The sequence below is a fragment of the Mycobacterium sp. NGS49 genome (assembly GCF_059812565.1).
This window is the reverse complement of the sequence record NZ_JCALCX010000010.1, coordinates 139002-164965: the sequence shown is the minus strand read 5'-3', so window position 1 is coordinate 164965 and position 25964 is coordinate 139002. Positions and strand designations below refer to the sequence as shown.

Genomic DNA, 25964 nt, shown 5'->3' with positions numbered 1-25964 from the left:
GTGTGTTCGTGAGCATTCCGAACGTCCTGGCCAGCCGGTACGCCAGCGGGGAGATGGTGGCGATCTGGTCGCCCGAGGCCAAGGTGGTGGCCGAGCGGCGACTGTGGTTGGCGGTGCTGCGGGCGCAGGCGGGGCTCGGCGTAAGCGTTCCCGAAGGTGCCATCGCCGATTACGAGCGGGTCGTGGACACCGTCGATCTGGCCTCGATCGCGGCCCGCGAGCGGGTGCTGCGCCATGACGTGAAGGCCCGCATCGAGGAATTCAACGCGCTCGCCGGCCACGAGCATGTGCACAAGGGCATGACCAGCCGCGATCTGACCGAGAACGTGGAGCAACTGCAGATCCGGCAGTCGCTGGAACTTGTATTCGGCCACGGGGTGGCGGTCGCGGCGCGGCTGGCCGAGCGGGCGGTGGCGTACCGCGATCTGGTGATGGCCGGACGGAGCCACAACGTCGCCGCCCAGGCCACCACGTTGGGAAAGCGGTTCGCGTCGGCCGCGCAGGAGACGCTGATCGCGTTGAGCAGGCTGCGCGAGCTGGTCGACCGCTATCCGTTGCGGGGCATCAAGGGCCCGATGGGCACCGCGCAGGACATGCTCGACCTGCTCGACGGCGATGCAGACAGACTGGCCGCCCTCGAGCGGCAGGTGGCCGAATTCCTGGGCTTCGCAACGGTATTACACAGCGTCGGACAGGTGTATCCGCGTTCGCTGGATCATGACGTGCTCTCCGCGTTGGTGCAGCTGGGTGCGGGGCCGTCGTCGCTGGCGCACACCATCCGGCTGATGGCGGGGCACGAACTGGTCACCGAGGGATTCGCCGAAGGTCAGGTCGGCTCGTCGGCCATGCCGCACAAGATGAACACCCGCAGCTGCGAACGGGTCAACGGATTGCAGGTGGTGTTGCGCGGCTACGCCTCGATGGCCGCCGAACTCGCCGGTGCGCAGTGGAACGAGGGTGACGTGTTCTGCTCGGTGGTGCGGCGAGTCGCGTTGCCGGACAGCTTTTTTGCCATCGACGGGCAGATCGAGACGTTCCTGACGGTGCTGGACGAGTTCGGTGCTTACCCGGCGGTGATCCAGCGCGAGCTGGACCGGTATCTGCCGTTCCTGGCCACCACGAAGGTGCTGATGGCCGCGGTGCGCGCGGGTATGGGCCGCGAATCCGCACACCATGTGATCCGCGAGCATGCGGTGGCCACGGCGCTGGCCATGCGGGAACGCGGCGCCGAGCCAGATCTGTTGGACCGGTTGGCCGCCGACGACCGGTTGCCGCTGGACCGGGCGGCGCTCGACGCAGCGCTGGCCGACAAGAAGGCCTTCGTCGGCGCGGCCGGTGACCAGGTCGACGCGGTGGCCGGACTGGTAGACGACCTGGTCGGCCGCTATCCCGAGGCGGCCAAGTACACGCCGGGGGCCATCCTGTGACTCTTGCCGTTGCCGGCATCGATTTCACCGATCTGGACAACTTCGCCGGCGGGTTCCCCCATCAGCTGTTCGCCGTCCATCGGCGCGAGGCGCCGGTGTACTGGCACGAGCCCACCGACAACACCCCCGACGGCGAAGGGTTCTGGTCGGTGGCGACCTACCCGGAAACCCTTGAAGTGCTGCGTGACCCGGTGACGTACTCCTCGGTCACCGGTGGAGACCGTCCGTTCGGCGGCACGCTGTTGCAGGATCTGGCCATCGCGGGTCAAGTGCTCAACATGATGGACGACCCGCGGCACTCGCAGATCCGGCGGTTGGTCAGCTCCGGACTCACACCGCGGATGATCCGCCGGGTGGAGGACGATCTGCGCAACCGGGCGCGCCGCCTGCTGGATGCCGTGGTGCCGGGCGAGCCGTTCGACTTTCTGGTCGACATCGCCGCCGAGCTGCCGATGCAGATGATCTGCATCTTGCTGGGAGTGCCTGAATCGGAACGGCATTGGCTGTTCGAGGCGATCGAACCGCAGTTCGACTTCGGCGGCTCGCGCAAAGCGGCCCTCTCGCAATTGTCGCTCGAAGAAGCCGGGTCGCGGATGTACACCTACGGGCAGGAGCTGATCGCCGCCAAGCGCGCGCACCCCACCGACGACATGCTGTCGGTGGTCGCCAACGCCATGGTCGAAGACGAAGCCTCGCAGGCGTTGTCCGATCTGGAGGTGTACCTGTTCTTCAGCCTGCTGTTCAGCGCCGGCGCGGAGACGACGCGCAACGCGGTCGCCGGAGGGCTGCTGGCCCTCGCCGATCATCCCGACCAATTAGGTGCGCTCCGTGACGATTTCGAGTTGCTGCCGACCGCGGTCGAGGAGATAATCCGGTGGACCTCGCCCTCGCCGTCCAAGCGGCGCACCGCCACTCGCGCGGTCACGCTCGGGGGGCAGTCCATCGAGGCCGGCCAGAAGGTGCAGATCTGGGAGGGCTCGGCCAACCGCGACGAGAACGTCTTCCAGCGGGCGACGGAATTCGACATCACCCGAAAACCCAATCCACATCTGGGGTTCGGGCAGGGGGTGCACTACTGTCTGGGTGCCAACCTGGCCCGGCTGGAGCTGCGGGTGCTGTACGAGGAGCTGCTGTCGCGGTTCGGGACCGTGCGGCTGGTGGAACCTCCGGAATGGACGCGCAGCAACCGCCACACCGGCATCCGGCACCTGCTTGTGGAACTGCACGAAGGTTAACGAACGCCGGCCGAGCGCTCAGGGCATGCGCAACCTGATCCCCGCCGCACGTAGTTCGAGGGCCGCCAGTCCCCGGATGACCATCGGATCTTCATGGCGCCACCCGCCGACCGGGTCGGCACTGACGGCCGCCAGTTTGGCCGGCGACCGGTTGGCCAACGCCCGCAGCGCCAGCAGTTGCTGCCCCGCCGCCGTGGCGGCCAGCGCCGTCACCACCCACTTACGCCGAAAGAACCGCCACCGCAGCAACAGCCACGGCACGGTCACCGCCAGAATCGGCGGCGACGCGACCGCCAGCGCCAGCACCCAGGCCAGCCAGCTCGCCGTGGTGTCCAAGTTGTGGCCCGCCCCCGCCACGTCCAGGGCCGCCTGGCTGGCCGCATCGAGCGGCTTGCCGAGCGCATCGCCGAGCAGTGGGACGTTGTGCGCACCGCGCCCCGCCGAGGCCAGGTTACCGGCCAGGTCTTTCGAGCCGCTTTCCACTTGTCGGCCGGCCTCGGCGATCGTGGCAATCGCGTCGTGCACCGCGATACCGACGAACACCCAGATCACCGTCCACAGCGAAATGGTGATGTCGCTCATCAGTTGACCGAACAGGCGGATGGGCCGGGTGGAGTAAGGCAGGTACCTCGTCATACCACCGATACCAGCACAGCTCGCCACGGAATGGTGCCGGCTCGCCCGATAGGCTGACCCGATGCGACCCGCATTGTCCGATTACCAGCACGTGGCCAGCGGCAAGGTTCGTGAGATTCACCGCGTCGACGACGACCACCTGCTGTTGGTCGCCACCGACCGGATCTCGGCATACGACTTCATCCTGGACAGTGTGATCCCGGACAAGGGCCGCATCCTGACCGCGATGAGCGTGTTCTTCTTCGGCCTCGTGGCTGCGCCAAACCACCTGGCCGGACCGCCGGACGACCCGCGCATCCCCGAGGAGGTGCTCGGCCGAGCGCTCGTGGTGCACCGGCTGGAGATGCTCGAGGTGGAGTGTGTGGCCCGCGGCTACCTCACCGGCTCGGGACTGCTGGACTACCAGGCGACCGGAAAAGTCTGCGGTATCGCATTACCCCCTGGGCTGGTCGAAGCCAGCAAGTTCGCCGAGCCGTTGTTCACCCCGGCGACCAAAGCGGAGCTGGGGAGCCATGACGAGAACATCTCCTTCGACCGGGTGGTCGAGCTGGTGGGCTTCGTGGCCGCCAACGAGCTGCGCGACCGCACCCTGCAGATCTACGTGCAGGCCGCCGATCACGCCCTCACCAAAGGAATCATCATCGCTGACACCAAGTTTGAGTTCGGCACTGACCGCAACGGCAATCTCCTGCTGGCCGACGAGATCTTCACGCCCGACTCGTCGCGCTACTGGCCGGCCGACGAATACCGTGCCGGTGTGGTTCAGAACAGCTTCGACAAGCAGTTCGTGCGGAACTGGCTGACCAGCCCGGAGTCCGGCTGGGATCGCCACGGCGTAGAGCCGCCGCCGCCGCTGCCGCAAGACATCGTCGATGCCACTCGCGGGCGTTACATCGATGCCTATGAACGGATTTCGGGACAGCGCTTCGACGACTGGATCGGCGCATGACGGACGCGCTGCTGCCGCCCACCGCCAAACGGGTCCAGACGCGCCGCGAACATCACGGCGACGTCTTCATCGATCACTATGAATGGTTGCGGGACAAGGAAAGCCCCGAGGTCATCGGCTACCTGGAGGCGGAAAACCACTACACCGATCAGAGTACCGCTCACCTGGAGTCGCTACGGCAACAGATCTTCGACGAGATCAAGTCGCGCACCAAGGAGACCGACCTGTCGGTGCCCACCCGACGCGGTGACTGGTGGTACTACGCTCGAACCTTCGAAGGCAAGCAGTACGGCGTCCACTGCCGTTGCCCGGTCGCTGATCCCGACGACTGGAATCCGCCGCAGCTCGACGAGCACACCGAGATTTCCGGCGAACAGATCCTGCTCGACGAGAACATCGAGGCCGAGGGGCACGACTTCTTCGCTCTCGGCGCCGCCAGCGTGAGCCTGGATGCCAACCTGCTGGCATACTCCGTCGACGTTAAGGGCGACGAACGATACACACTGCGGTTCAAAGACTTACGCACCGGCGAACGCTATCCCGACGAGATCGCCGATATCGCCGCGGGTGCAACATGGGCGGCCGACAACCGCACCGTCTACTACAGCACGGTGGACGAGGCGTGGCGCCCCGACACGGTCTGGCGCTACCGACTGGGTTCCGGCGCAGCGTCCGAGCAGGTCTATCACGAACCCGACGAGCGGTTCTGGCTCGGCGTGGGCCGCACCCGCAGCAACAGCTACATGCTGATTGCCGCTGGATCGTCGATTACCTCCGAGGTGCGCTACGCCGACGCGGCCGACCCCGACGCCGAGTTCACCGTGGTGTTGCCGCGCCGCGAGGGCGTCGAGTACTCGGTGGAGCACGCGATTGTCGGTGGGCAGGACAGGTTCTTGATCCTGCACAACGACGGGGCGGTGAACTTCACGCTCGTGGAGGCTCCGGTCACCGATCCGACGCAGCAACGCACGCTCATCGGCCACCGCGACGACGTCCGCCTGGACGGCGTGGACGCCTTTGCCGACCACCTGGTGGTCAGTTACCGGCGAGCGGCGCTCCCACGAATCCAGTTGTGGCCGTTGGGTTCCGACGGCAGCTACGGCGAGCCCGAGGAGATGGCCTTCGACTCCGAGCTGATGTCGGCCGGGCTGGCGGGCAACCCGAACTGGCAGGCACCCAAGCTCCGGGTGGGAGCCGGGTCATTCGTTACGCCGGTGCAAATCTACGACCTGGATCTGGCCACCGGAGAACGCACTCTGCTCAAGGAGCAACCGGTGCTGGGCGACTACCGCCGCGAGGACTACGTGGAACGGCGGGACTGGGCCCGGGCGGCAGACGGCACCCGGGTGCCGATCTCGATCGTGTACCGGGACGGCATCGAATTCCCTGCTCCAGCACTGGTTTACGGGTACGGCGCCTATGAGATCTGCGAAGATCCCCGGTTCTCCATTGCCCGGCTGTCGCTGCTGGACCGTGGCATGGTGTTCGTCATCGCACATGTCCGGGGCGGTGGCGAGATGGGCCGGTTGTGGTACGAACACGGCAAGCTGCTGGAGAAGAAGAACACCTTCACCGACTTCATCACGGTGGCGCGACATCTCGTCGACACGGGGCTGACCAGCCCGCAGCAGCTGGTCGCGCTGGGGGGCAGCGCCGGCGGCCTGCTGATGGGCGCGGTGGCCAACATGGCGCCGGAACTCTTCGCCGGAATCCTGGCGCAGGTGCCGTTCGTCGACCCCTTGACCACCATTCTGGATCCCTCGCTGCCGTTGACCGTCACCGAGTGGGACGAATGGGGAAACCCGCTGGCCGACAGCGACGTCTACGCCTACATGAAGTCCTATTCGCCGTACGAGAACGTCGCTGCCAGGAGGTATCCGGCGGTCCTGGCGATGACCTCGCTGAACGACACCCGGGTTTACTACGTGGAACCGGCCAAGTGGGTGGCCGCGTTGCGGCACGCCAACAACGGTGCCGGTCCGCAAAGCAGCCCGGTGCTGTTGAAGACCCAGATGAATGCCGGCCATGGTGGAATCAGCGGCCGCTACGAACGCTGGAAGGAAACCGCTTTCCAGTACGCGTGGCTGTTATCGACCGCGCAGAGCGGTTAGGCGGACGGCGTCCTGGGCAGGAACGAGGCCGGGATCAGGGTGGTGGCCATCAACGCGACCGCGATGACCAACACCACTGTGTAGGCGTGCGAAAGATCGTTGAGCAGGCTGGCGGCAAAGTCTGGGCTCAGCGCCCGCGGCGGTACCGCCGACGGAGCGCGTCGGGCGAGTTCGTTTGCCGCGGAAATGTTCTCGCTACGATTGAACTGGCTGGTGAGCACCATCGACATCAGTGCCGTCCCGATCGAGCCGCCCACCTGGAAGGTGACGCTGATCAGCGTCGAACCGCGGGCGATTTCCAGTGGCCTCAGCGCCTGCACCGACGCCCCCGACAGCGGCATCATGGTGCAGCCCATGCCCATACCCAGGATGCCCAGTCCGATCAGCAGCACAGGTGAGAACGCGGCCTGGCGGGCGACACCTAAGGTGAACAACCCCAGTCCCACCGTGATGAGCGTGATGCCGAACAGGACGCTCTTGCCCGGGCCCTTGCGGTCCGTGAAGACTCCGGCCCAGGGCATGGTCAGCATGGCACCGATCCCCTGGGGAATCAGGTGCAAGCCGGATTGCAGCGGGCTCTGGTGCATCACCTGCTGCAGGTAGCTCGGCAGTAGCAGCAGTGACCCGAAAAAGGCGATCGAGAAGATGAAACCGGTGATGTTGGCATGGGTGACGGCCGGGACCCGGAACAACCTCAAATCGATGAGCGGGTGATCGCGCCGGTGCCACGCGTGCACCACGAAGGCCACGATCAGCGTCAGCCCGATGACCGCCGGTATCAGCACATGGCGGTCGGCCAGCGTGCCCCGGCCGGGAATGGATGAGACCCCGAAGAGGAAGGCGGCCAGGCCGGGTGAGAGCAGCAGGGCGCCGAGGAAGTCGAAGGTCTCCGACGGCGCCGGGTCGTCCCGGGGGAACACGAGCTTGGCAAGGATGAACGCGCACAACCCGATCGGGACGTTGATCAGGAAGATCCAGGGCCAACTGAAGGCATTGATCAACCAACCGCCCAGGATCGGCCCACCGATCGGGCCGAGCAGCATCGGGATGCCAAGCACCGACATCAGCCGCCCGAGCCGCCTCGGGCCCGCCACGCGGGTCAGAATCGTGAAACCCAACGGCACCATCATGCCGCCGCACATACCCTGTACCGCGCGAAAAACATTCAGCAGCAGAATATTTGGCGCCGCCGCACACAGCATCGAGCCGACCATGAACGCGACCACCGAACCCATCCACAGGCGTTTGGTGCCGAAGCGGTCGGCCGCCCAACCGGCCAACGGGATCACGGTGGCCAGTGCCAGCGTGTAACCGGTCATGGTCCAGCCGACGACGGTCTGGGTCGAGCCGAACTGCACGACGAAGGTGCGTTGCGCGACGCTGACGACCGTGGTGTCCACCGCCATCATCATTGAAGCCAGAATGCACACCCCGGCAACCCGCAGTGTGGCCGCATCGAGTTTGTCGGGAAAGTCGGGGGTCACCGACGTTCCCGTGGCACTGGGCAGCGCGGCGTCGGCCGGCGCGGAGGGCGCCTTGTCCATGGCGTTGTTGAGCATATCTAACCGACTGCGACCGCCGACTCAGGGGATCGGCGTTCGACCTGATCAGAGGCCCGACGTCTGCTGTCCGTGTGTCCTTCACCGACGCGACACCTGGAATCGGCAAACTACTGGTGTGTCTGGAAAACTGATCGTGTCGGTTTCGGGAATCGGCGAGCAAACGCTGAGCGATGTCGCCGACTTCTGCGCACAAATGGACGCCCGTTCGATTCCAGTGTCGCTGCTCGTGGCGCCGCGGCTGGGCAACGACTATCGACTCGACCGCGACCCGCGCACCGTGGACTGGCTGACCGAGCGGCGTGCCGGCGGCGACGCCCTGGTGCTGCACGGCTACGACGAAGCCGCCACCAAGAGGCGGCGTGGCGAGTTCGCGACGCTGCACGCGCACGAGGCGGGCCTGCGAATCAAGGGGGCCGACCGGGTGCTCGAACATCTCGGCCTGCGCACCCGGCTGTTCGCGGCACCCGGCTGGCTGGTTTCCCCGGGGGTGGTCAAGGCTTTGCCGAACAACGGTTTTCGTCTCCTCGCCGATGCCTACGGATTGACCGACCTGGTCCGCAACAACACCGTGCGGGCCCGCGTGCTGGGCATCGGCGAAGGGTATCTGGCCGAGCCGTGGTGGTGCCGCATGGTAGTCCTGTCCGCCGACCGGATCGCCCGGCGCGGCGGCGTGGTACGGATCGCCGTGGCGGCCCGTCACTTGCGCAAGCCCGGTCCACGGCAGGCCATGCTGGATGCGGTCGACCTGGCCCTGCTGCAGGACTGCGTGCCCACGGTGTACCGCTGGCAATCCGGTAGGGCGGTACTCGACGCCGCCTGACGCTGCGCGGGTGCTGCCGGCCGGCTGGCGCTACCCTGATTCGACATGGGCGACGCGAGCGTGGGTTCGGACGACTTCACAGCGGATGCGATCATCGTCGGAGCCGGGCTCGCCGGGCTGGTGGCCGCGTGTGAACTTGTGGACCGGGGCTTGCGGGTGCTGATCGTGGACCAGGAGAACAGCGCCAATCTCGGTGGCCAGGCCTACTGGTCGTTCGGCGGCCTGTTCTTCGTCGACAGCCCCGAGCAGCGCCGGCTCGGGATCCGCGACAGTCATGAACTCGCGTTGCAGGACTGGCTGGGCACGGCTGCCTTCGACCGTCCTGAGGACTACTGGCCAGAACAGTGGGCGCACGCATATGTCGACTTCGCCGCGGGGGAGAAGCGCAGTTGGCTGCGGGCCCGTGGACTCCGGATCTTCCCGGTGGTCGGGTGGGCCGAGCGTGGCGGCTACGACGCGCAGGGACATGGCAATTCGGTGCCGCGGTTTCACATCACCTGGGGGACCGGGCCCGCCCTGGTCGAGATCTTTGCGCGTCAGCTGCGCAACCGGCCGAATGTGCGGTTCGCGCACCGCCATCAGGTGGACAGGCTGATCGTCGAGGGGGACGCGGTGACCGGAGTGCGCGGCACCGTCCTGGAGCCATCCGATGAACCACGCGGCGTGGCGTCATCACGTAAAGCCCTGGGGAAGTTTGAGTTCCGGGCCTCCGCCGTGGTGGTGACCAGCGGCGGCATCGGCGGTAACCACGATCTGGTGCGCAAGAACTGGCCGCGGCGGATGGGCCGGGCGCCCAAGCAGCTGCTCAGCGGGGTTCCCGCCCACGTGGACGGCAGGATGATCGGTATAGCGCAGAAGGCCGGTGCGCGCGTGATCAACCCGGACCGCATGTGGCACTACACCGAGGGCATCACCAACTACGACCCGATCTGGCCACAGCACGGCATCCGCATCATCCCGGGCCCATCGTCGCTGTGGCTGGACGGTGCGGGAAATCGGTTGCCGGTGCCGCTCTTTCCGGGCTTCGACACCCTCGGAACCCTGGAGCACATCGCCGCCAGCGGCTACGACTACACCTGGTTCGTGTTGAACGCCAAGATTATCGAGAAGGAGTTCGCACTATCGGGTCAGGAACAGAATCCCGACCTGACCGGGCAGAGTGTGCGGCGGCTGCTGCGGGCCCGGGCCCGGTCGGGGCCGCCGGGGCCGGTGCAGGCGTTCGTCGATCGAGGTGTGGACTTCGTCACCGCCGATTCGCTGCCGGAATTGGTCGAAGCCATGAACGCCCTGCCCGATGTGGAGCCGTTGGACTACGACACGGTCGAGGCGGCGGTCGTCTCGCGCGACCGCGAGGTCGCCAACAAGTTCACCAAAGACGGCCAAATCACCGCTATTCGAGCCGCCCGCGGCTATCTGGGTGACCGGCTGGGCCGGGTGGTGGCGCCGCACCGGCTGGTCGACCCCAAGGCCGGGCCGCTGATCGCGGTCAAGCTGCACATTCTGACCCGAAAGACGTTGGGCGGTATTGAGACAGACTTGGAATCAAGGGTTCTCAGGTCCGACGGCACCCCGGTCACCGGGTTGTACGCGGCCGGAGAGGTCGCGGGCTTCGGCGGAGGGGGCGTGCACGGCTATCGGGCCTTGGAGGGAACATTTCTGGGCGGCTGCATCTTCTCCGGTCGCGCGGCCGGCCGTGGGGTGGCCGACGACATCACGTGACGCGCGCCCTTTTTCTTGCGCGAGCAGACATGAAATCGCACGCCGCCCCGCCACATCGTGCGATTCTGCGTCTGCTCGCGGGGGAACTGGCGGCGCGCCTCAGAAGGTGACCGCGCTCTCCTCGGGCAATACCTGAAAGTCGGTTGTGGTCATTTCGGTAAGCCGGCCGTAATAGATGCCTCGCGCCTCAGGTGCCACGACAGCCTGGTGGATGGGTACCGCCCGTTCGGGCGCCACCGCTCGCAGATAGTCGACGGCTTCGGAGATCTTCATCCACGGCGCGGCGGCGGGAGTGGCCAGGACGTCCACCGGTTCCCCGGGAACGAACAACGCGTCCCCGGGATGCATCAACCGGGCGCGGTGTTCGCCGTCGCCGACCAGAAACGAAATGTTCTCTATCACAGGTATTTCCGGGTGAATGACGGCGTGGCGTCCGCCGACGGCACGGATACTGAGCTGACCGACCGACAATTCGTCCCCCACGTGCACCGCCTGGCACGGCTCACCGAGCTGCGCGGCGGTTTGCGGGTCAGCGTACAACGCAGCGCCCGGGTTGCCTTCGAGCAGCGCCGGCAGTCGGGATACGTCGACATGGTCGGGATGCTGGTGGGTGATCAGAATGGCCGACAGGCCGCTGATCCCCTCGAAACCATGGGCGAAACTGCCGGGGTCAAAAAGAATCTTTGTCTGACCGAACTCGGCGAGTAAACAGGAATGTCCGAAATGCGTCAGTTGCATGTCTACGATTGTGCCTTGATGGCGGCTATTCAGCTCAGGGTGTTTATCGTGATGATGATGGTCGCCGGTAGCTTCGTGATCACACTGATCGCGGCGCCACCGGCGCTCGCGGAGCCCGAGACCTGTCCTCCGGTGTGCGATCAAATCCCCGGCACCGCCTGGATCGACCGGCGGTCGATACCGATGCATTCGGTGTACAACTGGCCTGTCCTGGCCGGCAGCCAAACCGTGCTGACGGGGACCACACCCGCGTTCAGATTCGAGCAGGTCTGCAACAGCGTGGTGTCCCCGCAGGGCGGTCGCAACGTCGCGGTTGCCGCCCGGGCAACGGTCGCCCGGCCCGCCGGGCAGTGGCAGCTACAGGCCCAGATCATGCACTGGCGCGGGGATACGGCCCGCGGTGGTGCGCTCGCCGCGTCGGTGTTCGGCCCTGCCGTCGCCGCGCTGCGTGGATGTCAGTTGGGGGCACCCGCACAGTCGCCGTCAATCACCGACGACGAACCGACCCGGATGGCCGCCGTGGTCAGTGGGCCGATCGTGATGCACACCTACCTTGTTGCACACGTCGCGAGCAGCACGATCAGCGAACTGACCCTCTGGTCGTCGGGCACCCCGCAGGTGCCTTGGCCGGTGGTCTCCGATGCCGGCGTACTCGACGCGTTGACCGCCGCACTGTGCGAGGCTTACATCGACTCCTGTCCTTAGCCGAATAGATTGTGAGACAGAATTTTTCGTGCGATCCGAGGTTAGGTGCAACGGATGGTGACCCTGGATGTCCTCTACAGTGCCGCCACCCATCCCTGGCCCCAGCTCCGCGACGGTGTGTTGCGGGCCGAGGCCGAGGGCTTTCAGCGAGCATGGGTTTTCGACCACCTTTCCGGCGCGGTGTTGTTCGGCACCCGGATGCTGGAGTGCTTCACGTTGGCCGGCGCGCTGGCGGCCGCGACGTCCACCATCGGGGTCGGCACGCTGGTGGTGAACGCGGCGAACCGTCCGGCCGGAGTCGCGGTTGCGGCGGCCGCGTCGGTGCAGGAGATCAGCGGCGGGCGATTCGTGTTCGGCCTCGGCGCCGGCGCCACACCCGGCACCCGCTGGTCCCGAGAGCATCAAGTGTTGAACATTCCGCTGAGCGACTCGATGCAGCAACGGCACCGGCGCCTGCTCGACGTACTCGACCTGTGCGACGCTCAGTGGAACCCGGATCGGCCGGAGAAGTGGGCCGGTTTCCCGCTGCCATCGCCGCGTCCACCGGTATTGCTCGGCGTCAACAGCATGGCCCTGGCCAAGATCGCCGGTGAGCGGTGCGACGCCATGAACGTCGCGCTCGATCACCCTCGGATCGAGGATTTCGTCGCGGCGGCCCGCACCGCGCGCGGTGCTTCCGGCCTGGCCGGCCGGCCTTTCGGGGTCAACGCCTGGACCGCCCTGAGCGACGCGTCCCGGGACCCGCACGGGGAAGCGCACCGCCGCATCACCGAGTTGGGTGGTGACGGGCTGGTTCTGGTCGCCTAGCTGCTGCGGTGGTCGGTAGAGTTGGCGCGGAGTCGTCAGAGCCGAGGAGGAATGCAGTGGCCCGGGTGGTCGTGCACGTGATGCCCAAAGCGGAGATTCTCGACCCGCAGGGTCAGGCGATTGTCGGCGCCCTGGGGCGGCTCGGACATCCCGGGATCTCAGATGTGCGCCAGGGCAAGCGATTCGAGCTGGAAGTCGACGATACCGTCGATGACTCCCAGCTGGCCGAGATAGCGGAGTCGCTGCTGGCGAACACGGTCATCGAGGACTGGACCATCAGCCGGGATACGCAGTGACGGCGCGGATCGGCATCATCACCTTCCCCGGAACCCTCGACGACGTCGATGCCGCGCGGGCCGCCCGCCTGGTGGGCGCCGAGGCGGTCAGCCTGTGGCACGCCGACGCCGATCTCAGGGGCGTCGATGCGGTGGTGGTACCGGGTGGCTTCTCCTATGGTGACTACCTGCGCGCCGGTGCGATAGCCAGGTTCGCTCCGGTGATGAGTGAAGTGGTCGCCGCGGCGGGCCGGGGCATGCCGGTGCTGGGCATCTGCAACGGGTTCCAGGTGCTTTGCGAGGCGGGTCTGCTGCCTGGCGCCCTGACGCGCAATGTCGGGCTGCATTTCATCTGCCGCGACGTGTGGCTGCGGGTCTCGTCCACGTCGACGGCGTGGACTTCGCGCTTCGAGTCCGATGCCGACCTGCTGATACCGCTGAAATCGGGCGAAGGTCGCTATGTTGCGCCCAAGCAGGTACTCGACCAGTTGGAAGGCGACGGCCGGGTGGTGTTCCGCTACCGCGACAACATCAACGGCTCCCAGCACGACATCGCCGGCGTCAGCTCGGCCAACGGGCGCGTCGTGGGTTTGATGCCGCACCCCGAACACGCCATCGAAGGGTTGACCGGTCCCTCTGACGACGGCCTGGGCCTGTTCTACTCGGCGCTGGACGCGGTGATGACCGCCTGAACTGTCACGCCGTTAGCCCGTCGTAAGCCATTGCGGCATGCCGTAATTCGTCGAACGCGGCGATCAGCGCATCGGTGGCGTCATGCGGGTCCTTGAACGGCTGGTCATCCGTCAGCACCGCGACGCCGAGTCGGTCCGCATAGCTCCACACGGTGATGTTGACCGGGGCGCCGGGCGAAAGCACTCCGGTCGAGTAGATCTCGCTGACCGGCGCGTCATCGAACCGGCCCTGGCTGCGTGGCCCGATCCCGCTGGAAACCGCCACATTCATGATCTTGTTCTGTCCCTTGCGCCGGCCGAGCCATCGGAACAAGGCAGGGGCTATTGCGGTCGGCAGGTAGTTCATCAGGCGCCCGTACAGCCGCGGGCCGAGGAGCTCGTGATCTTCCTTGGCGATCCGGGTGGCCAGCGCCACCAGGCGCACCCACTCGACGGGATCGGCGATGTGCACCGGCAGCGATATCGACAGGCCGCTGATCTCGTTGCCGGTGACGCGGTCGGATTTGTCCGTGGCCGTCGGCACCGATGCGATGATCGGGCGGTCGGCGCCTCCGTCGTAACTCAACAACAGCGTCCGCAAACCGCTGGCGGCTATCGCCAGGATCAGATCGTTGACCGTTACCCCCATCCCGGTCGCAGTTGCTTTGACGTCTGCCAACGACATTGCGGCGCTGGCGAATCGGCGTCTGGGTGACACCACGTGCTTGAGAAAGGTGGTTGGGGCATCGAACGGGACGGCCAGATCGGGCTGCGGTCCCCGTTCCCGGGACCGGCGGCGCACCCGCGTCAATCCCACCGTGGCGTCCTTGAGCAGTCCCGGCAGTTCGATTAGCCGCAGCAGATGGCCCCGCGCCGCCATCAGCAAAAGTCTAGGCAATGTTGTTGGGCTGCAGTTCTTCTCGTCATCCAATGATGCCGGCTCGGTGAGGTCCATCAGGCGGGCCAGCAGATTCGCCGATGCGATTCCATCGGCCAGGCAGTGGTGCACCTTGCCGATGAGCGCGAACCGGCCACCGGCCAGCCCGTCGGCGAAGTGAAACTCCCACAGCGGGCGGTTGCGGTCCAGTGGCGTAGCGGCAATCTCACCGATCACCTGGTCCAGCTCTCGTCGCCCGCCCGGTGCCGGCACCCGGACGCGGCGCAGATGGTGATCGAGGTCGACCTCGCAGTTCTCTCGCCACACCGGATGGTCCAGCTCAGGCAGGGCGAGGTCGGTGCGGCGCTGGCCGCCGCGCGTGGTCTCGACAACGTTCTGCCCGGCGACCCGGAGAGCGACGACGATTGGTTCGTCACCGATCGGATGGACACCGCCCGGGCCCAGCGGTTGCTGTCGTTCCAGCACCACCCCTGGCCGGACATGCTCGCCGAGATGCGCGCCGCTACCGGGTGGCGACGCTTTCCGATGGGTGCGGTCGCACCGATTGTCCGCCGCTTACTCGCCCGCCGGGCGGCCTACCGCGATGCCCCCGGTTGCTACGCCGACCCGTGGACCGCCATCCGCGAGCGACTCGGTGAACCGCGGCCCGACAAGATGGTTGCCGGTCGCCTTGATCAGCTGGCGTCGAGCAGCAATGCCGGCGCTGGTAACTCGGCGGTCACTGTCAGCCGGCTGAAGAGATCGACGGCGGCCGCGGTGGCGCGGTCCGCAAACGCCGCAACATCATTGAACCGGACCCGCTCGCCGATCCACCGCGACTGCTCGGCGGTTACGCCGATGCGCTGCGGGTCGGACGAGCCGTGAACGATCGCGGTGACGTCGCGATGCTGTTCGTTCCAGGCCCGGGCGAGGGTCGTCAGCCGGCCTTGTTCGGCGGCGGGAAAGAAGTATGCGGGGGTGACTCGGATGGTCAATACGTCCGGATGCGAGGGTGGGATTTCCAGATGGACGTGCAGGCGCAGGTCGGTGTTGAGGACGAAGAAGAACTCGCCATCGTGCCTGCCGCGGAAGTAGCGTCGCGCACGGGTGCACAGGTAGCGCTCGATCAGATTCGTGTTCAGCGGCTCGTGCATCGACTCAGACATGGTCTAATCTTCCGGGCTGCGACTATGCGAAACCTGGAGCAAGAGCCAGGGATTGCGAAGAATCAGTTGAGAATTCGCTGAGCGACCGCGGTCTATCCAGACTTGATCGTGGGGATGATCTCCCGCCCGACAACGTCGAGATGCTGCGATTGAACCACGTGCGGGATCGTGAAGAGGAATTGATCGATGCCGCAGCCCTGGTACTCGCGAATCCGCTCGAGGCAGCGCGCGGGCGACCCGACGATGAGTCCGGATTCGGGAATCGAAGCGAATTCGGCCCGGATCCGGGCTTCCTGCGCCGCGGATTCGGTGGGCGCCAGCAGCACGGTCACCGACAACCGCAGCGTCTCGGGGTCACGCCCAGCCGACTCGCATGCCCGACGCAGAAAATCGTGGCGCTGTGCGACCTGCTGTGGGGACCACCACCGCACGTTGAGGCCCTGCGCCGACTTGGCGGCGATGCGGTGGACGCGGTCACCCTCGCCACCGACCCACAGCGGCGGATGAGGCCGCTGGATGGGCGGCGGATCGCATATCGCACCGTTCAGCGTGTAGTACTGGCCGGCGTACGTCGGACTCGGCTCCGTCCACACCGCCTTCATCACCTCCAGCGACTCGGCCAGGGCCGACACCCGATCGCGCACCGGCGGGAACGGAATCCCGTAGGCGTCGAATTCCCGCTGGAACCAGCCGGCGCCCATTCCCAGATCCAGCCGGCCCTCTGAGATCACGTCCAGGGTGGCCGCCATCTTCGCCAGCACCGAAGGGTGCCGGTAGGAGTTGCACAAGACGCTGGTGCCCAGTCGGAGGCGGTTGGTGTCGCGCGCCAATGCGCTCAACGCGGTCCAGCATTCCAATAATGGCAGCGAGGCGGGCGGCGCGCTTCGGCTGGTGCCGCTCGACTCACCGGCGATGCCGGCGTCTTTGACATAGTCGTCGGGACTGATCGTCAGGAAGTGATCGCACAGCCACACCGAATCGAATCCGTATTCCTCCGCCCGCTGTGAGACGGCCACCAAGTCGCGGTAGGCACTCACCGCCAGGCCATTGATCGTCAGGGCCAGTATCAGACCCACGCGTGTGTCGAGATTCATTGGCGATCATCACTTTCGGTCATTCCGGCGCCCGGCCCGGCGACCATGCGGGGCAGTGTGACGGAGAACTTGTAGCGCTCCGGACGGTGGTGGAAGACCGCCACTTCCAGAGGTTTGTCGTCGTCGCTGTAACTGGTGCGCTCCACCACCAGCACCGGTGCGCCCGCCGTGAGGCCCAACGCCTCGGCTGTCTCGGGGGAAGCACCCGCAGCGCGGATGTCGTAAGTGGCGCGGTCTACCCGCACGCCGAGGCGCTGCTCCCACATCGAGTAGGTGGTCTCGGTCGTCGGCATTCCGGACAGCAGCGGTTCGACGGCTCGGCCCAAACCCGCCGGCAGGAAAACGGTGACGATGGCCAGCGGTTGCGGGCCGGCGCGGAAGCGGCGGCGGACACACAGCACCTCGGTCAGGCCGAGGACGTCGCTGACCCGTTGCGGCGCTGAGATGACTTCGTGGGAGAGCACGTCCACCTGTGGGGTGGTGCCGGAATCCACCAGTACCTCGGTGATGGTGCGAACCCCGGATCCGAGTTCCTGCTCCACGGGTTCGGCGACGAAGGTGCCCAGCCCCTGGCGGCGAATCAGCCATCCCTGCCTCTCGAGCATGCCTACTGCCGCGCGCACCGTCACCCTGCTCAAGCCGGTTCGATCCATCAACTCCTTTTCGCTGGGCAGTCGTCCACCTCGGGGCAGCCGCTGCGCGACGATCTGCGCCTTCAGCGCCTCCGCCAGTTGAGCGGTGGCGGGGACGGCGCCCCGGGAGATCTGCAAAGCGGCGAGGTCCAGATCGAGGCGAGGCGGACCGGATGTCATAGGACGTATTAAAACGTCTTAACACCCGCGGGTCAAGTGGTCCGGCGCGCACCGCAATCAAGTCAGCCTCAGAGCGGGTACAGCGTCTCCAGGTTCACCACGATGGCCTCCTGGCTGTTGCGGGCGATGACGACTTCGGCCGGGGTGTCCGGGTCCGGGTTCTCCTCGCGGTGTGGCACAAAAGGCGGGACGAAGACGTAGTCGCCCGGTTGGGTCTTGATGCGGACCTCCTGGACGCCGTCGTGAAAGACGAACTCCGGGTTACCGCTTCGCACGTAGATCGCCGTTTCGGAATCACCGTGGTGGTGGTTGCCCGACGCGGTATCCGGCTCGATGAACGTTTCGCCCATCCACAACTGTTCGGCACCAACGGATTTGCCGCTGATGGCGGCGAACCGCTGCAGTCCGGCTGTCTGGGCGGTGCCGGAGTCGAGTTCGGAAGACCTGATGTGATGGACGCACTTACGGCGCGCATCGATGTCGCGCGCGTCGAAGTCGGGATGGAATCCGTCCGAGGTCGCCATCGCTGCTCCTTCGCTAGACCACCACAATAAACGAATCTCGATAGGCTTCAAGAAGTCTCAGCCACAGCTCACTGATGGTCGGGAAGCACGGTACCGCGTGCCACAACCGCTCGACGGGCACCTGGCCGACGACGGCGATGGTGGCCGCGTGCAGCAGTTCGGCGACCCCGGGGCCGACCAGTGTCATCCCAAGCACCTGGTGGGTATCGACGTCGACCACCATGCGCGCCCGGCCGGTGTACCCGTCGGCGAACAGTTTGGCGCCCGTGACGACGTCCCCGATCTCGACATCGATGGTCTTGATGCGATGGCCGGCGTGCGCGGCCTGTTGTGCAGTCAGTCCGACGGCGGCCGCCTCGGGGTCGGTGAAGAACGCCTGCGGCACGGCGTGATGGTCGGCGGTGGTGGCGTGCGCACCCCACGGCGCGGTATCGAGCCGACGACCCGCGGCGCGTGCGCCGATCGCTGCACCGGCGATGCGAGCCTGATACTTACCCTGGTGAGTCAGTAGTGCGCGGTGATTGACGTCGCCGGCCGCGTAAAGCCAGCCTCCGTCGACGTTCACGACTTGGCAGGTGTCGTCCGCGTCGAGCCAGCCGCCCGGGGTCAATCCGACTGTCTCCAAACCGATGTCGTCAGTGAGCGGCGCGCGCCCCGTCGCGAACAGCACCTCGTCGACTTCCAGCCGGTCACCATTGTCCAATGCGAGATCGATCGGGCCCGCCGGATCGGGGCGGTGCAGCGCTCGGACCGCGACGCCGAGGCGCACATCGACTCCCGCGGCGGAAAGCCCCCGGCCGACGAGGTCGCCGACGAAGGGCTCCATCCGGGGCAGCAGTTGGGAGCCCCGTACCAGCAGGGTCACCGACGCTCCCAATCCCTGCCAGGCGGTGGCCATTTCGACGCCGACCCCGCCCGCGCCCACGACCGCGAGCCGGCCCGGGGCCGCGCTGCTGTCGGTGGCTTGGCGGTTGGTCCAAGGTCTGGCTTCATCGATGCCGGGCAGGTCGGGGATGACCGGGCGGCTCCCGGTGCAGACTACGACCGCATGCCGGGCCGCCAGCACCACCTCACCGCTCGTGGTCGACACCGCCACTCGGCGGGGGCCGGCCAACCGTCCATGCCCGCGGATCAGCGCGGCGCCGATCCCGTTCACCCAGTCGGCCTGATCGGTGTCGTCCCAATCGCCGACGTAACGGTCGCGACGGCCGAAGGCGCCGCCGGTGTCGATCGAACCGCTCACCGCCTGGCGGGCGCCGTCCACCCGGCGGGCATCGGCCACGGCGAGGATGGGGCGAAGTAGCGCCTTGCTCGGCACACAGGCCCAATAGGAACACTCGCCACCCACAAGCTCGCGCTCGACGATGGCGACACTCAGGCCGCAGGCCTGAACACGGTCGGCCGCATTCTGCCCCACCGGGCCCGCGCCGAGCACCACAACGTCGTATTCTTTTGCCATCACTGATCTTTTCCTTTCGCGCCGGGACGCAACAGGTACCGCGCGAGCTCGCGCAGATCGCCGGCTGTCACCGCGGGCTGCGGTAGTGCGTCGACCGCCAGCGGTGCGTTGCCCGCCCTGGTGATCAGGGCAGTACTGAAGCCGACGTTGCGGGCGCCCAGGAGATCCCACACGTGGGAGGCCACCATCATGCAATCGGCGGGAGCCACGTCGAGCTCCTGACACACGTGTCGATAGACCGCTGGTGCCGGCTTGAACGCCTGGCACGCGTCGACGCTCAGTTGGCGCTCGAACAGTCCGGACAGACCGGAGTTGTCCAGCGCGGTCGGAATCCCGGGGATTTGAGGCGAATTCGTCAGGCTGACCAGACGGAAACCCCTGGCGCGCAGCCGGGTGAGTCCGTCGACACTGTCGGGGTGCGCGGGCATGGTGAGCATGCCTGTCATGACACGCTGCACGTCGTCAGCGCTAACCGGAATCTGGTGGATGGTGCCCAGCATCCGCAGCACGCCGCCGGCGAGTGTCGCGAAATCGACGTAGTGTTCGGACAACGTAACCGTCATCGAATACATGACCAGGGTGTTGAACCACTCCCGCAACACTCGTCGATCGCCGAAGAGTGCGTCGAACAACGGCGCCATGGACTCGATGTCGATGAGTGTCTCGTTCACGTCGAACACCAGCACCGGTGGCCGGTCGTTCAGGGCGTGGCTACCGGGCAAATGAGGTCTCGCCGCCGGTGACATTGAATATCGAACCGTTCACGTAACTTGCCTCTGGCGAGGCGAGAAAGACTACCGCACTGGCGATTTCGCCGGCATCGGCGATCCGGCGCAATGCGGTGACACCCGCCAGCTTCTCCAGTAGGCCCGGAGTGGCCTCGGTTCCCGGGGTGTCGGTAGGGCCGGCCGCCACCGCGTTGACTCGCACGCCGGATGCGCCGTATTCGTCTGCCCACACCTTGGTGAGCAACTCCAGGGCGGCCTTGGTGGCACCGTAGATGCCACCCTTGCGCTTCGGCGCGGAGGCAGCGAGCGTGCTGATGTTGACGACCGCCCCGCGGCCCCGTTCGGCCATACTCGGCACCAGTTCCTGCACCAGCAGGTAGGGGGCGCGCATGTTGACATTCACATGTTCGTCGAAGACAGCGTCGTCGGTGTCGACGGTGTCACCGAATATAAAGACGCCGGCGTTGTTGACCAGGATGTCGACTGGGCCGGCTTCGGCGGCCAGCCGTCGCACGTCATCGGCGTTGTTGAGCTCAGCGGCAACGAAACACGCTGTGCCATGGCTGCTTTCGATCTCCCGGACCACCTCCGCGCCCCGCTCCCGGTTACGCCCGTGTACCACCACTTCGGCACCGCGCTGGGCGAGCTGCAGCGCTATCGCGCGGCCGATCCCGGAGGTGGCGCCGGTGACCAACGCGCGGTAGCCGTCGAATGTCGCCATGGCGCTCAATCTCTGGGGGCAGAGAGGGCGACCGACGCTTCAGCGGTGTAGCACAGAAACGTCAGGGTCTCCTGCAGATAGAGCTGTACCGTCTCGGCGTCGTGGCTGAGGTAACCGATCGATACGTCGGTGCCCAACTGCAAGTCGAAGTCACCGCCGCGGGTGGTCAACACGAATGCGCCGTCGATAGCCGGTGCCCAGATGATGTCCCCGTCTACCAGCCGGTTCAGGTGCTCCAGGATCGGATAACCGTGCTCGGTGGTTTCGCTCACCTTCGTGTACGCATCGGCGGACAGCAGTACCGAGTACGGGCCGTCGACACCGGCCAGGCGCAGTTCGGAGAGGGCTTGGGTGATCACGTCCGGAATGTCGCGGGGATCCTCGGGCAACGGCAGTGGCGGGTTCGAACTTGCGCTCCGGATGCCCTGGATCGACGCCGGGGCATAGCCCTCGAAGATGCCCCGGTCCTCCACGAACGCCAGCTTCTTGGCGGCGGCCTTGACCGGCTCCCAGTCCGAGTCGTTGGAGCCGCGCTCAACATCGTCGATCTCGTTGCGGGACAGGGTAAACGGGACTCGTAGCCGGACCAGCGGCCGACTGTCGCGCAGATGGGCGATCACGCCGTCGGTGGGTGATTCCAGGTCGATCAGCCGGCCGGTGCTGACGGCCGCCGTCACGGGTCCGCCGGGCTCGCTGACGTCGACCACCCGGCGCCCGGCGATGTGCCGCTTGAACGTCCGTGCCGCCTCCACTTCGATTTCGCCCCAGGCAGATTCGGTGATTGGCGCCAGGTCGCGGTACAGGTTGTTCATCGGGAGATTCCTTTCAGGCTGCCGATCGACAGTGAGCCGTCATATGAAGTCGTTGTCACGGCCGCGGCCGGTGCCGGCGATATCGGCAGGGCAGGCGGGTCATCGAGAAAGTCGACGGTGGGGGAGAAGAACAGCCCACCGGTGACCGCGGTGGAAAAGTCGAGTACCCGGTCGGTGTTGCCCGGCGGGTCGCCCAGAAACATGTTGCGCAGCATGCGCTCTGTCACCGCCGGTGTGCGCGAGTAGCCGATGAAGTACGTGCCGTACTCGCTCTTGCCGAGCTCGCCGAACGGCATATTGTGCCGCACGATCTTCAGTTCGGTGCCGTCGTCGTCGGTGATCACATTGAGGGCGATATGGGAGTTGGACGGCTTCACCTCGTCGCCGAGTTCGATGTCCTCCAACTTGGTTCGCCCGATAACCCGCTCCTGCTCGGTAACCGACAGCGAGTCCCACGAGGTCATGTCGTGCAGGTACTTCTGGACGTGGACGTAGCACGAACCGGCGAAGTCGGGGTCTTCGTCTCCAATTGTGGTCGCGCTCGCGGCGATCGGCCCGTCCGGGTTCTCGGTGCCGTCGACGAATCCGAGCAGGTCGCGGTTGTCGAAGAATCGGAAGCCATGCACCTCGTCGACCACCGTCACCGCCCCCGCCATCGCCTTGAGAATGCGGCCGGCCAGTTCGAAGCACACGTCCATGGTCTCGGCCCTGATGTGGAACAGCAGGTCCCCGGGCGTCGCGGGTGCGGTGTGACGGGGACCCACCAGCTCGGGGAACGGATGCAACTCGGCCGGCCGGGGGCCGGAGAACAATCGGTTCCAGGCTTCGGAGCCGACCGAGGTGATGGCCGAGAGCCGTTTGGCCGGGTCGCGGAATCCTATTGCGCGCACCAATCCCGAGATGTCGGGGAGTGCGGCGTGTACCGCCTGTTCCCCGCCCTCGTCGATGGTGGCCACCAAGAAGATCGCGGCTGGTGTCAAGGGCTCCAGAATGGGCTGCGGCTGAACAGCGGGCACAGGCAAGACCCTAACGCCCATGTGCAGGAGACGGTGCCTAACCTGGCTACATGGTGGCCACCGCCCCCGGCCTGGGGGAATTCATTGATGCTTCCCCGTCGCCTTTCCACGCGTGCGCCGCAGCGGCCACGCGGTTGCTTGACGAGGGATATACCGAACTCAGCGAGTTCGACCGCTGGCCCGGGCAGCCGGGCCGCTATTTCACCGTCCGCGCCGGATCGCTGGTCGCCTGGAGCGGGCGGGCCGGCCTGACACCTTTCCGAATCGTCGGCGCACACACCGACAGCCCGAACCTGCGAGTCAAGCAACACCCGGACCGCTGCGTGGCGGGCTGGAAGGTGGTGGCGCTCGAGCCGTACGGCGGAGCCTGGCTGAACTCCTGGCTGGATCTAGACCTGGGCATCAGCGGGCGGTTGTCGGTGCGCGACAGCGGCGGGGTGAGCCATCGGCTGGTTCGTATCGACGAGCCGATCCTGCGGGTTCCCCAGTTGGCCATCCACCTGGCCGAGGACCGCAAGTCCGTGACACTTGATCCGCAGCGGCACCTCAACGCGGTCTGGGGCGTGGGTAACGTGGCCGAGTCTTTCGTCGGATACGTGGCCGAGCAGGCGGGAGTGGCCCCCGAGGAGGTGCTTTCCGCCGATCTGATGACTCATGACCTCGCCGCATCGGCCGTGATCGGCGCCGACGCCAGCCTGCTCAGCGCGCCGCGGCTGGACAACCAGGCCAGTTGCTACGCCGGCTTGGAGGCCTTGCTGGCCCTGACGCCCGAGACGGACGGATTTGTGCCGGTGCTCGTGCTGTTCGATCATGAAGAGGTCGGCTCGACGTCTGACCACGGCGCGCAATCCGATCTGCTGGGTACCGTGCTGGAACGGATCGTCCTGGCCGCCGGCGGCAACCGGGAGGACTTTCTGCGGTTGCTGCCCGCCTCCCTGCTGGCGTCGGCCGACATGGCGCACGCCACGCACCCCAACTATCCGGAGCGTCACGAGCCGGGACACCAGATCGCGGTGAACGGGGGACCTGTGCTCAAGGTGCACCCGAATCTCCGGTACGCGACCGATGGACGCACCGCGGCGGCCTTTGCCATCGCCTGCGAGCAGGCGGGCGTGCCGCTGCAGCGCTACGAACACCGCGCGGATCTGCCGTGCGGTTCGACGATCGGGCCGATGGCGTCGGCGCGAACCGGTATTCCGACGGTCGACGTCGGCGCCGCGCAACTGGCCATGCATTCCGCGCGCGAGTTGATGGGCGCGCGCGACATCGGCGCGTATGCGGCTGCACTGCAAGCGTTTCTGGCGCCCGAGGCCTAAGGTCGGCCTTATGGCGCTCAAATTGGAGATGGTGACCTTCGACTGCACCGATCCGGCGATGCTGGCCGGCTGGTGGGCCGCGCAGTTCGGCGGCACGACGCGCGAACTGATGCCGGGTGAGTTCGTTGCCGTGATCACCCCGGAATGGCCGCGGCTGGGGTTCCAGAAGGTGCCCGACCCGACCCCGGGCAAGAATCGTGTGCATCTGGATTACGTGGCCGCGGATGTGGACGGCGAAGTGTCACGACTGACCGCTGCGGGCGCCACCGAGGTCGGACGCCACAGCATCGGGGACGACTTCCGCTGGGTGGTGATGGCCGACCCGGAGGGCAACGTTTTCTGCGTGGTGGCTGAGTTTTCCGAGGACTAAGGCCGGCTCGTTCGCCGGAGCCTTGAACCCTTAGCTGACGGTCGGCGCTTGGGCGAGGTGACAGGTGCCGCGGCCTGAACTTCGCGGCGAAGAGTTGTCGTACCCCGCTGTGATGATGGGGTTATGTCTTCGGTCGGCTCGGTGGGCTCTGCGGTGATGCTTCCGAAGGAGCGTTTGGAGGTGTTGTTCGAGGAGTTGGCGCAGTTGGCCGGGCAGCGTAACGCCCTGGACGGGCGGATTGTGGAGATCGCGGCTGAGATCGATCGTGACGGGTTGTGCGGGATGACCGGGGCGCGCTCGGTGGCGGCGTTGGTGGCCTGGAAGCTGGGGTTGTCCTCGACGACTGCGCACACGATCACCACGATCGCAGGCCGGGTGGAGGAGTTTCCGCGTTGCACCCAGGGTTTGCGGGAGGGGCGGTTGTCGCTGGATCAGGTCGGGGTGATCGCGGCTAGGGCCGGGCAGGGATCTGATGAGCATTATGCGCAGTTGGCGCGGCATGCCTCGGTCGCTCAGTTGCGTACCGCGGTCAAACTGGAACCGCGTCCGGAGCCGGATCGGCGTCGGCAGCCTGCGATCACCAAGACCGGCGACGAGGAGTCCACGACGTGGCGGATCACCTTGCCGCATACGGAGGCGGCGACGTTCGAGGCAGCGCTGGCCTCCCACCGCGAGGCGTTGATCACCCAGTGGAAACACGACCGCGCCGACGCCGGGGGCGCCTCCCAGACAGCGCCGCCGATGCCCGACACCCTGCAGGCGTTCATGCGGCTGGTCGAGGCCGGCTGGGATACCGAGGCCACCGCCCGCCCGCACGCCCAGCACACCACGGTGGTCGTGCACGTCGATGTCGCGCAGCGGGTGGGCGCGCTGCACCTGGGTCCGGTGCTGAGCGAGGGCGACCGCCACTACCTGAGCTGTGATGCCACCTACGAGGTCTGGTTCGAACGTGACGGCGAGGTCATCGGCGCCGGGCGCAGCACCCGCGGAGTCAACCGGCGGCTACGGCGCGCTCTCGAGCACCGCCACCGCAGCTGCGCGGTGCCCGGCTGTGGCGCTACCCGCGGCCTGCATGCCCACCACATCCGGCACTGGGAAGACGGCGGCCCCACCGACCTGGCCAACCTGGTCCTGGTCTGCCCCTACCACCACCGGCTGCACCACCGCGGCGAGATCACCATCACCGGAGACGCCGAGCACCTCACCGTCACCGACAGCGACGGAGACCTGCTACACCCCGGCTCACTCGCGCGTCCACCCGACCACCCCCCACCCGACGTGCCGCCCTACCCCGGGCCCAGCGGCGAACGCGCCCAGTGGTGGTGGTACCAACCCTTCCAACCCCAACCACCACCCACCAACCAGATCGGATAGCAGCATCGTATCGATGCTCAAACTGGTTATGGCGTCGCGG

26 protein-coding genes are annotated in these 25964 nt (G+C 66.6%); 13 read left to right on the top strand and 13 right to left on the bottom strand.

Annotated features, from left to right (window positions below; genetic code table 11):
- The first annotated feature begins 8 nt into the window (after nt 1-8).
- A complete protein-coding gene (gene purB, locus AC5Y7D_RS12860; RefSeq protein ID WP_499924371.1) occupies nt 9-1427 on the top strand; it encodes an adenylosuccinate lyase in 1419 nt (472 codons plus the stop codon).
- Entirely contained in the window at nt 1424-2662 is a 1239-nt protein-coding gene (locus AC5Y7D_RS12855; protein WP_499924370.1) for a cytochrome P450, read from the top strand. Before purB ends, AC5Y7D_RS12855 begins: the two co-directional genes overlap by 4 nt.
- Nucleotides 2663-2680: 18 nt before the next feature.
- Here AC5Y7D_RS12855 and AC5Y7D_RS12850 read toward each other — a convergent pair whose 3' ends face one another.
- Nucleotides 2681-3298 (bottom strand): hypothetical protein, encoded by a 618-nt coding sequence (locus AC5Y7D_RS12850; RefSeq protein WP_499924369.1) that lies wholly within the window; start codon nt 3296-3298, stop codon nt 2681-2683.
- 61 nt (nt 3299-3359) lie between these two features.
- Here AC5Y7D_RS12850 and AC5Y7D_RS12845 point away from each other — a divergent pair, with 61 nt between their 5' ends.
- Nucleotides 3360-4247, top strand: coding sequence for a phosphoribosylaminoimidazolesuccinocarboxamide synthase (locus AC5Y7D_RS12845; RefSeq protein WP_499924368.1), 888 nt, complete (start codon nt 3360-3362; stop codon nt 4245-4247).
- The gene (locus AC5Y7D_RS12840; RefSeq protein WP_499924367.1) at nt 4244-6358 is read left to right on the top strand and encodes a S9 family peptidase; all 2115 of its coding nucleotides are present in this window, start codon (nt 4244-4246) and stop codon (nt 6356-6358) included. The genes AC5Y7D_RS12845 and AC5Y7D_RS12840 overlap by 4 nt, the downstream gene beginning before the upstream one ends.
- Here the strand turns inward: AC5Y7D_RS12840 and AC5Y7D_RS12835 are convergent.
- The gene (locus AC5Y7D_RS12835) at nt 6355-7917 is read right to left on the bottom strand and encodes a DHA2 family efflux MFS transporter permease subunit (protein WP_499924366.1); all 1563 of its coding nucleotides are present in this window, start codon (nt 7915-7917) and stop codon (nt 6355-6357) included. The genes AC5Y7D_RS12840 and AC5Y7D_RS12835 overlap by 4 nt on opposite strands.
- Nucleotides 7918-8035: 118 nt before the next feature.
- On the opposite strand from AC5Y7D_RS12835, the gene AC5Y7D_RS12830 reads away from it, so the two are divergent.
- Entirely contained in the window at nt 8036-8740 is a 705-nt protein-coding gene (locus AC5Y7D_RS12830) for a DUF2334 domain-containing protein (protein WP_499924365.1), read from the top strand.
- A 45-nt stretch (nt 8741-8785) separates the two neighbouring features.
- Nucleotides 8786-10459 carry an FAD-binding dehydrogenase gene (locus AC5Y7D_RS12825; protein ID WP_499924364.1) on the top strand — a complete coding sequence of 558 codons (1674 nt, stop codon included), beginning with the start codon at nt 8786-8788 and terminating at the stop codon, nt 10457-10459.
- Nucleotides 10460-10558: 99 nt separating this feature from the next.
- Here the strand turns inward: AC5Y7D_RS12825 and AC5Y7D_RS12820 are convergent, their stop codons facing one another.
- Nucleotides 10559-11197, bottom strand: a complete 639-nt coding sequence (locus tag AC5Y7D_RS12820; RefSeq protein ID WP_499924363.1) for an MBL fold metallo-hydrolase — start codon at nt 11195-11197, stop codon at nt 10559-10561.
- On the opposite strand from AC5Y7D_RS12820, the gene AC5Y7D_RS12815 reads away from it, so the two are divergent.
- From AC5Y7D_RS12815 to purQ, 4 genes are read left to right on the top strand one after another with little or no spacing between them, the layout of a single operon-like run.
- Nucleotides 11174-11902 carry an ATPase gene (locus AC5Y7D_RS12815; RefSeq protein WP_499924362.1) on the top strand — a complete coding sequence of 243 codons (729 nt, stop codon included), beginning with the start codon at nt 11174-11176 and terminating at the stop codon, nt 11900-11902. The two genes, AC5Y7D_RS12820 and AC5Y7D_RS12815, sit on opposite strands and share 24 nt — an antisense overlap.
- Before the next feature lie 54 nt (nt 11903-11956).
- On the top strand, nt 11957-12709 hold the full coding sequence (locus AC5Y7D_RS12810; protein WP_499924360.1) for an LLM class flavin-dependent oxidoreductase: 753 nt from the start codon (nt 11957-11959) through the stop codon (nt 12707-12709).
- A 56-nt stretch (nt 12710-12765) separates the two neighbouring features.
- Nucleotides 12766-13005: a phosphoribosylformylglycinamidine synthase subunit PurS gene (gene purS, locus AC5Y7D_RS12805; RefSeq protein ID WP_499924359.1), complete on the top strand. Its 240-nt coding sequence runs from the start codon at nt 12766-12768 to the stop codon at nt 13003-13005.
- Complete coding sequence (gene purQ / locus AC5Y7D_RS12800) at nt 13002-13676, top strand: phosphoribosylformylglycinamidine synthase subunit PurQ (RefSeq protein ID WP_499924358.1); 675 nt, start codon at nt 13002-13004, stop codon at nt 13674-13676. The genes purS and purQ overlap by 4 nt, the downstream gene beginning before the upstream one ends.
- A 4-nt stretch (nt 13677-13680) precedes the next feature.
- On the opposite strand, the gene AC5Y7D_RS12795 is transcribed toward purQ, so the two are convergent.
- From AC5Y7D_RS12795 to AC5Y7D_RS12750, 10 genes are all read right to left on the bottom strand, one after another.
- Nucleotides 13681-15021 (bottom strand): wax ester/triacylglycerol synthase family O-acyltransferase, encoded by a 1341-nt coding sequence (locus AC5Y7D_RS12795; RefSeq protein WP_499924357.1) that lies wholly within the window; start codon nt 15019-15021, stop codon nt 13681-13683.
- Between the two features lie 206 nt (nt 15022-15227).
- Entirely contained in the window at nt 15228-15698 is a 471-nt protein-coding gene (locus AC5Y7D_RS12790) for a hypothetical protein (protein ID WP_499924356.1), read from the bottom strand.
- Between the two features lie 92 nt (nt 15699-15790).
- A complete protein-coding gene (locus AC5Y7D_RS12785; RefSeq protein WP_499924355.1) occupies nt 15791-16792 on the bottom strand; it encodes an LLM class flavin-dependent oxidoreductase in 1002 nt (333 codons plus the stop codon).
- A complete protein-coding gene (locus AC5Y7D_RS12780; protein WP_499924353.1) occupies nt 16789-17604 on the bottom strand; it encodes an Rv0792c family HTH-type transcriptional regulator in 816 nt (271 codons plus the stop codon). The genes AC5Y7D_RS12785 and AC5Y7D_RS12780 overlap by 4 nt, the downstream gene beginning before the upstream one ends.
- Before the next feature lie 68 nt (nt 17605-17672).
- Nucleotides 17673-18128, bottom strand: a complete 456-nt coding sequence (locus AC5Y7D_RS12775; protein ID WP_499924352.1) for a cupin domain-containing protein — start codon at nt 18126-18128, stop codon at nt 17673-17675.
- Nucleotides 18129-18141: 13 nt separating this feature from the next.
- The gene (locus AC5Y7D_RS12770; protein ID WP_499924351.1) at nt 18142-19587 is read right to left on the bottom strand and encodes a dihydrolipoyl dehydrogenase family protein; all 1446 of its coding nucleotides are present in this window, start codon (nt 19585-19587) and stop codon (nt 18142-18144) included.
- Nucleotides 19587-20309, bottom strand: a complete 723-nt coding sequence (locus AC5Y7D_RS12765; protein ID WP_499924350.1) for a haloacid dehalogenase type II — start codon at nt 20307-20309, stop codon at nt 19587-19589. The genes AC5Y7D_RS12770 and AC5Y7D_RS12765 overlap by 1 nt, the downstream gene beginning before the upstream one ends.
- The gene (locus AC5Y7D_RS12760) at nt 20299-21036 is read right to left on the bottom strand and encodes an SDR family NAD(P)-dependent oxidoreductase (protein ID WP_499924348.1); all 738 of its coding nucleotides are present in this window, start codon (nt 21034-21036) and stop codon (nt 20299-20301) included. Before AC5Y7D_RS12760 ends, AC5Y7D_RS12765 begins: the two co-directional genes overlap by 11 nt.
- A gap of 5 nt (nt 21037-21041) precedes the next feature.
- The gene (locus AC5Y7D_RS12755) at nt 21042-21848 is read right to left on the bottom strand and encodes a family 1 encapsulin nanocompartment shell protein (protein WP_499924347.1); all 807 of its coding nucleotides are present in this window, start codon (nt 21846-21848) and stop codon (nt 21042-21044) included.
- Nucleotides 21845-22870, bottom strand: a complete 1026-nt coding sequence (locus AC5Y7D_RS12750; protein WP_499924346.1) for a Dyp-type peroxidase — start codon at nt 22868-22870, stop codon at nt 21845-21847. The genes AC5Y7D_RS12755 and AC5Y7D_RS12750 overlap by 4 nt, the downstream gene beginning before the upstream one ends.
- Nucleotides 22871-22914: 44 nt before the next feature.
- On the opposite strand from AC5Y7D_RS12750, the gene AC5Y7D_RS12745 reads away from it, so the two are divergent.
- From AC5Y7D_RS12745 to AC5Y7D_RS12735, 3 genes are all read left to right on the top strand, one after another.
- Nucleotides 22915-24180, top strand: coding sequence for a M18 family aminopeptidase (locus AC5Y7D_RS12745; protein WP_499924345.1), 1266 nt, complete (start codon nt 22915-22917; stop codon nt 24178-24180).
- A 10-nt stretch (nt 24181-24190) separates the two neighbouring features.
- On the top strand, nt 24191-24550 hold the full coding sequence (locus AC5Y7D_RS12740; protein ID WP_499924344.1) for a VOC family protein: 360 nt from the start codon (nt 24191-24193) through the stop codon (nt 24548-24550).
- Nucleotides 24551-24673: 123 nt separating this feature from the next.
- Nucleotides 24674-25924, top strand: a complete 1251-nt coding sequence (locus AC5Y7D_RS12735; protein ID WP_499924343.1) for an HNH endonuclease signature motif containing protein — start codon at nt 24674-24676, stop codon at nt 25922-25924.
- Nucleotides 25925-25964: the final 40 nt, after the last annotated feature.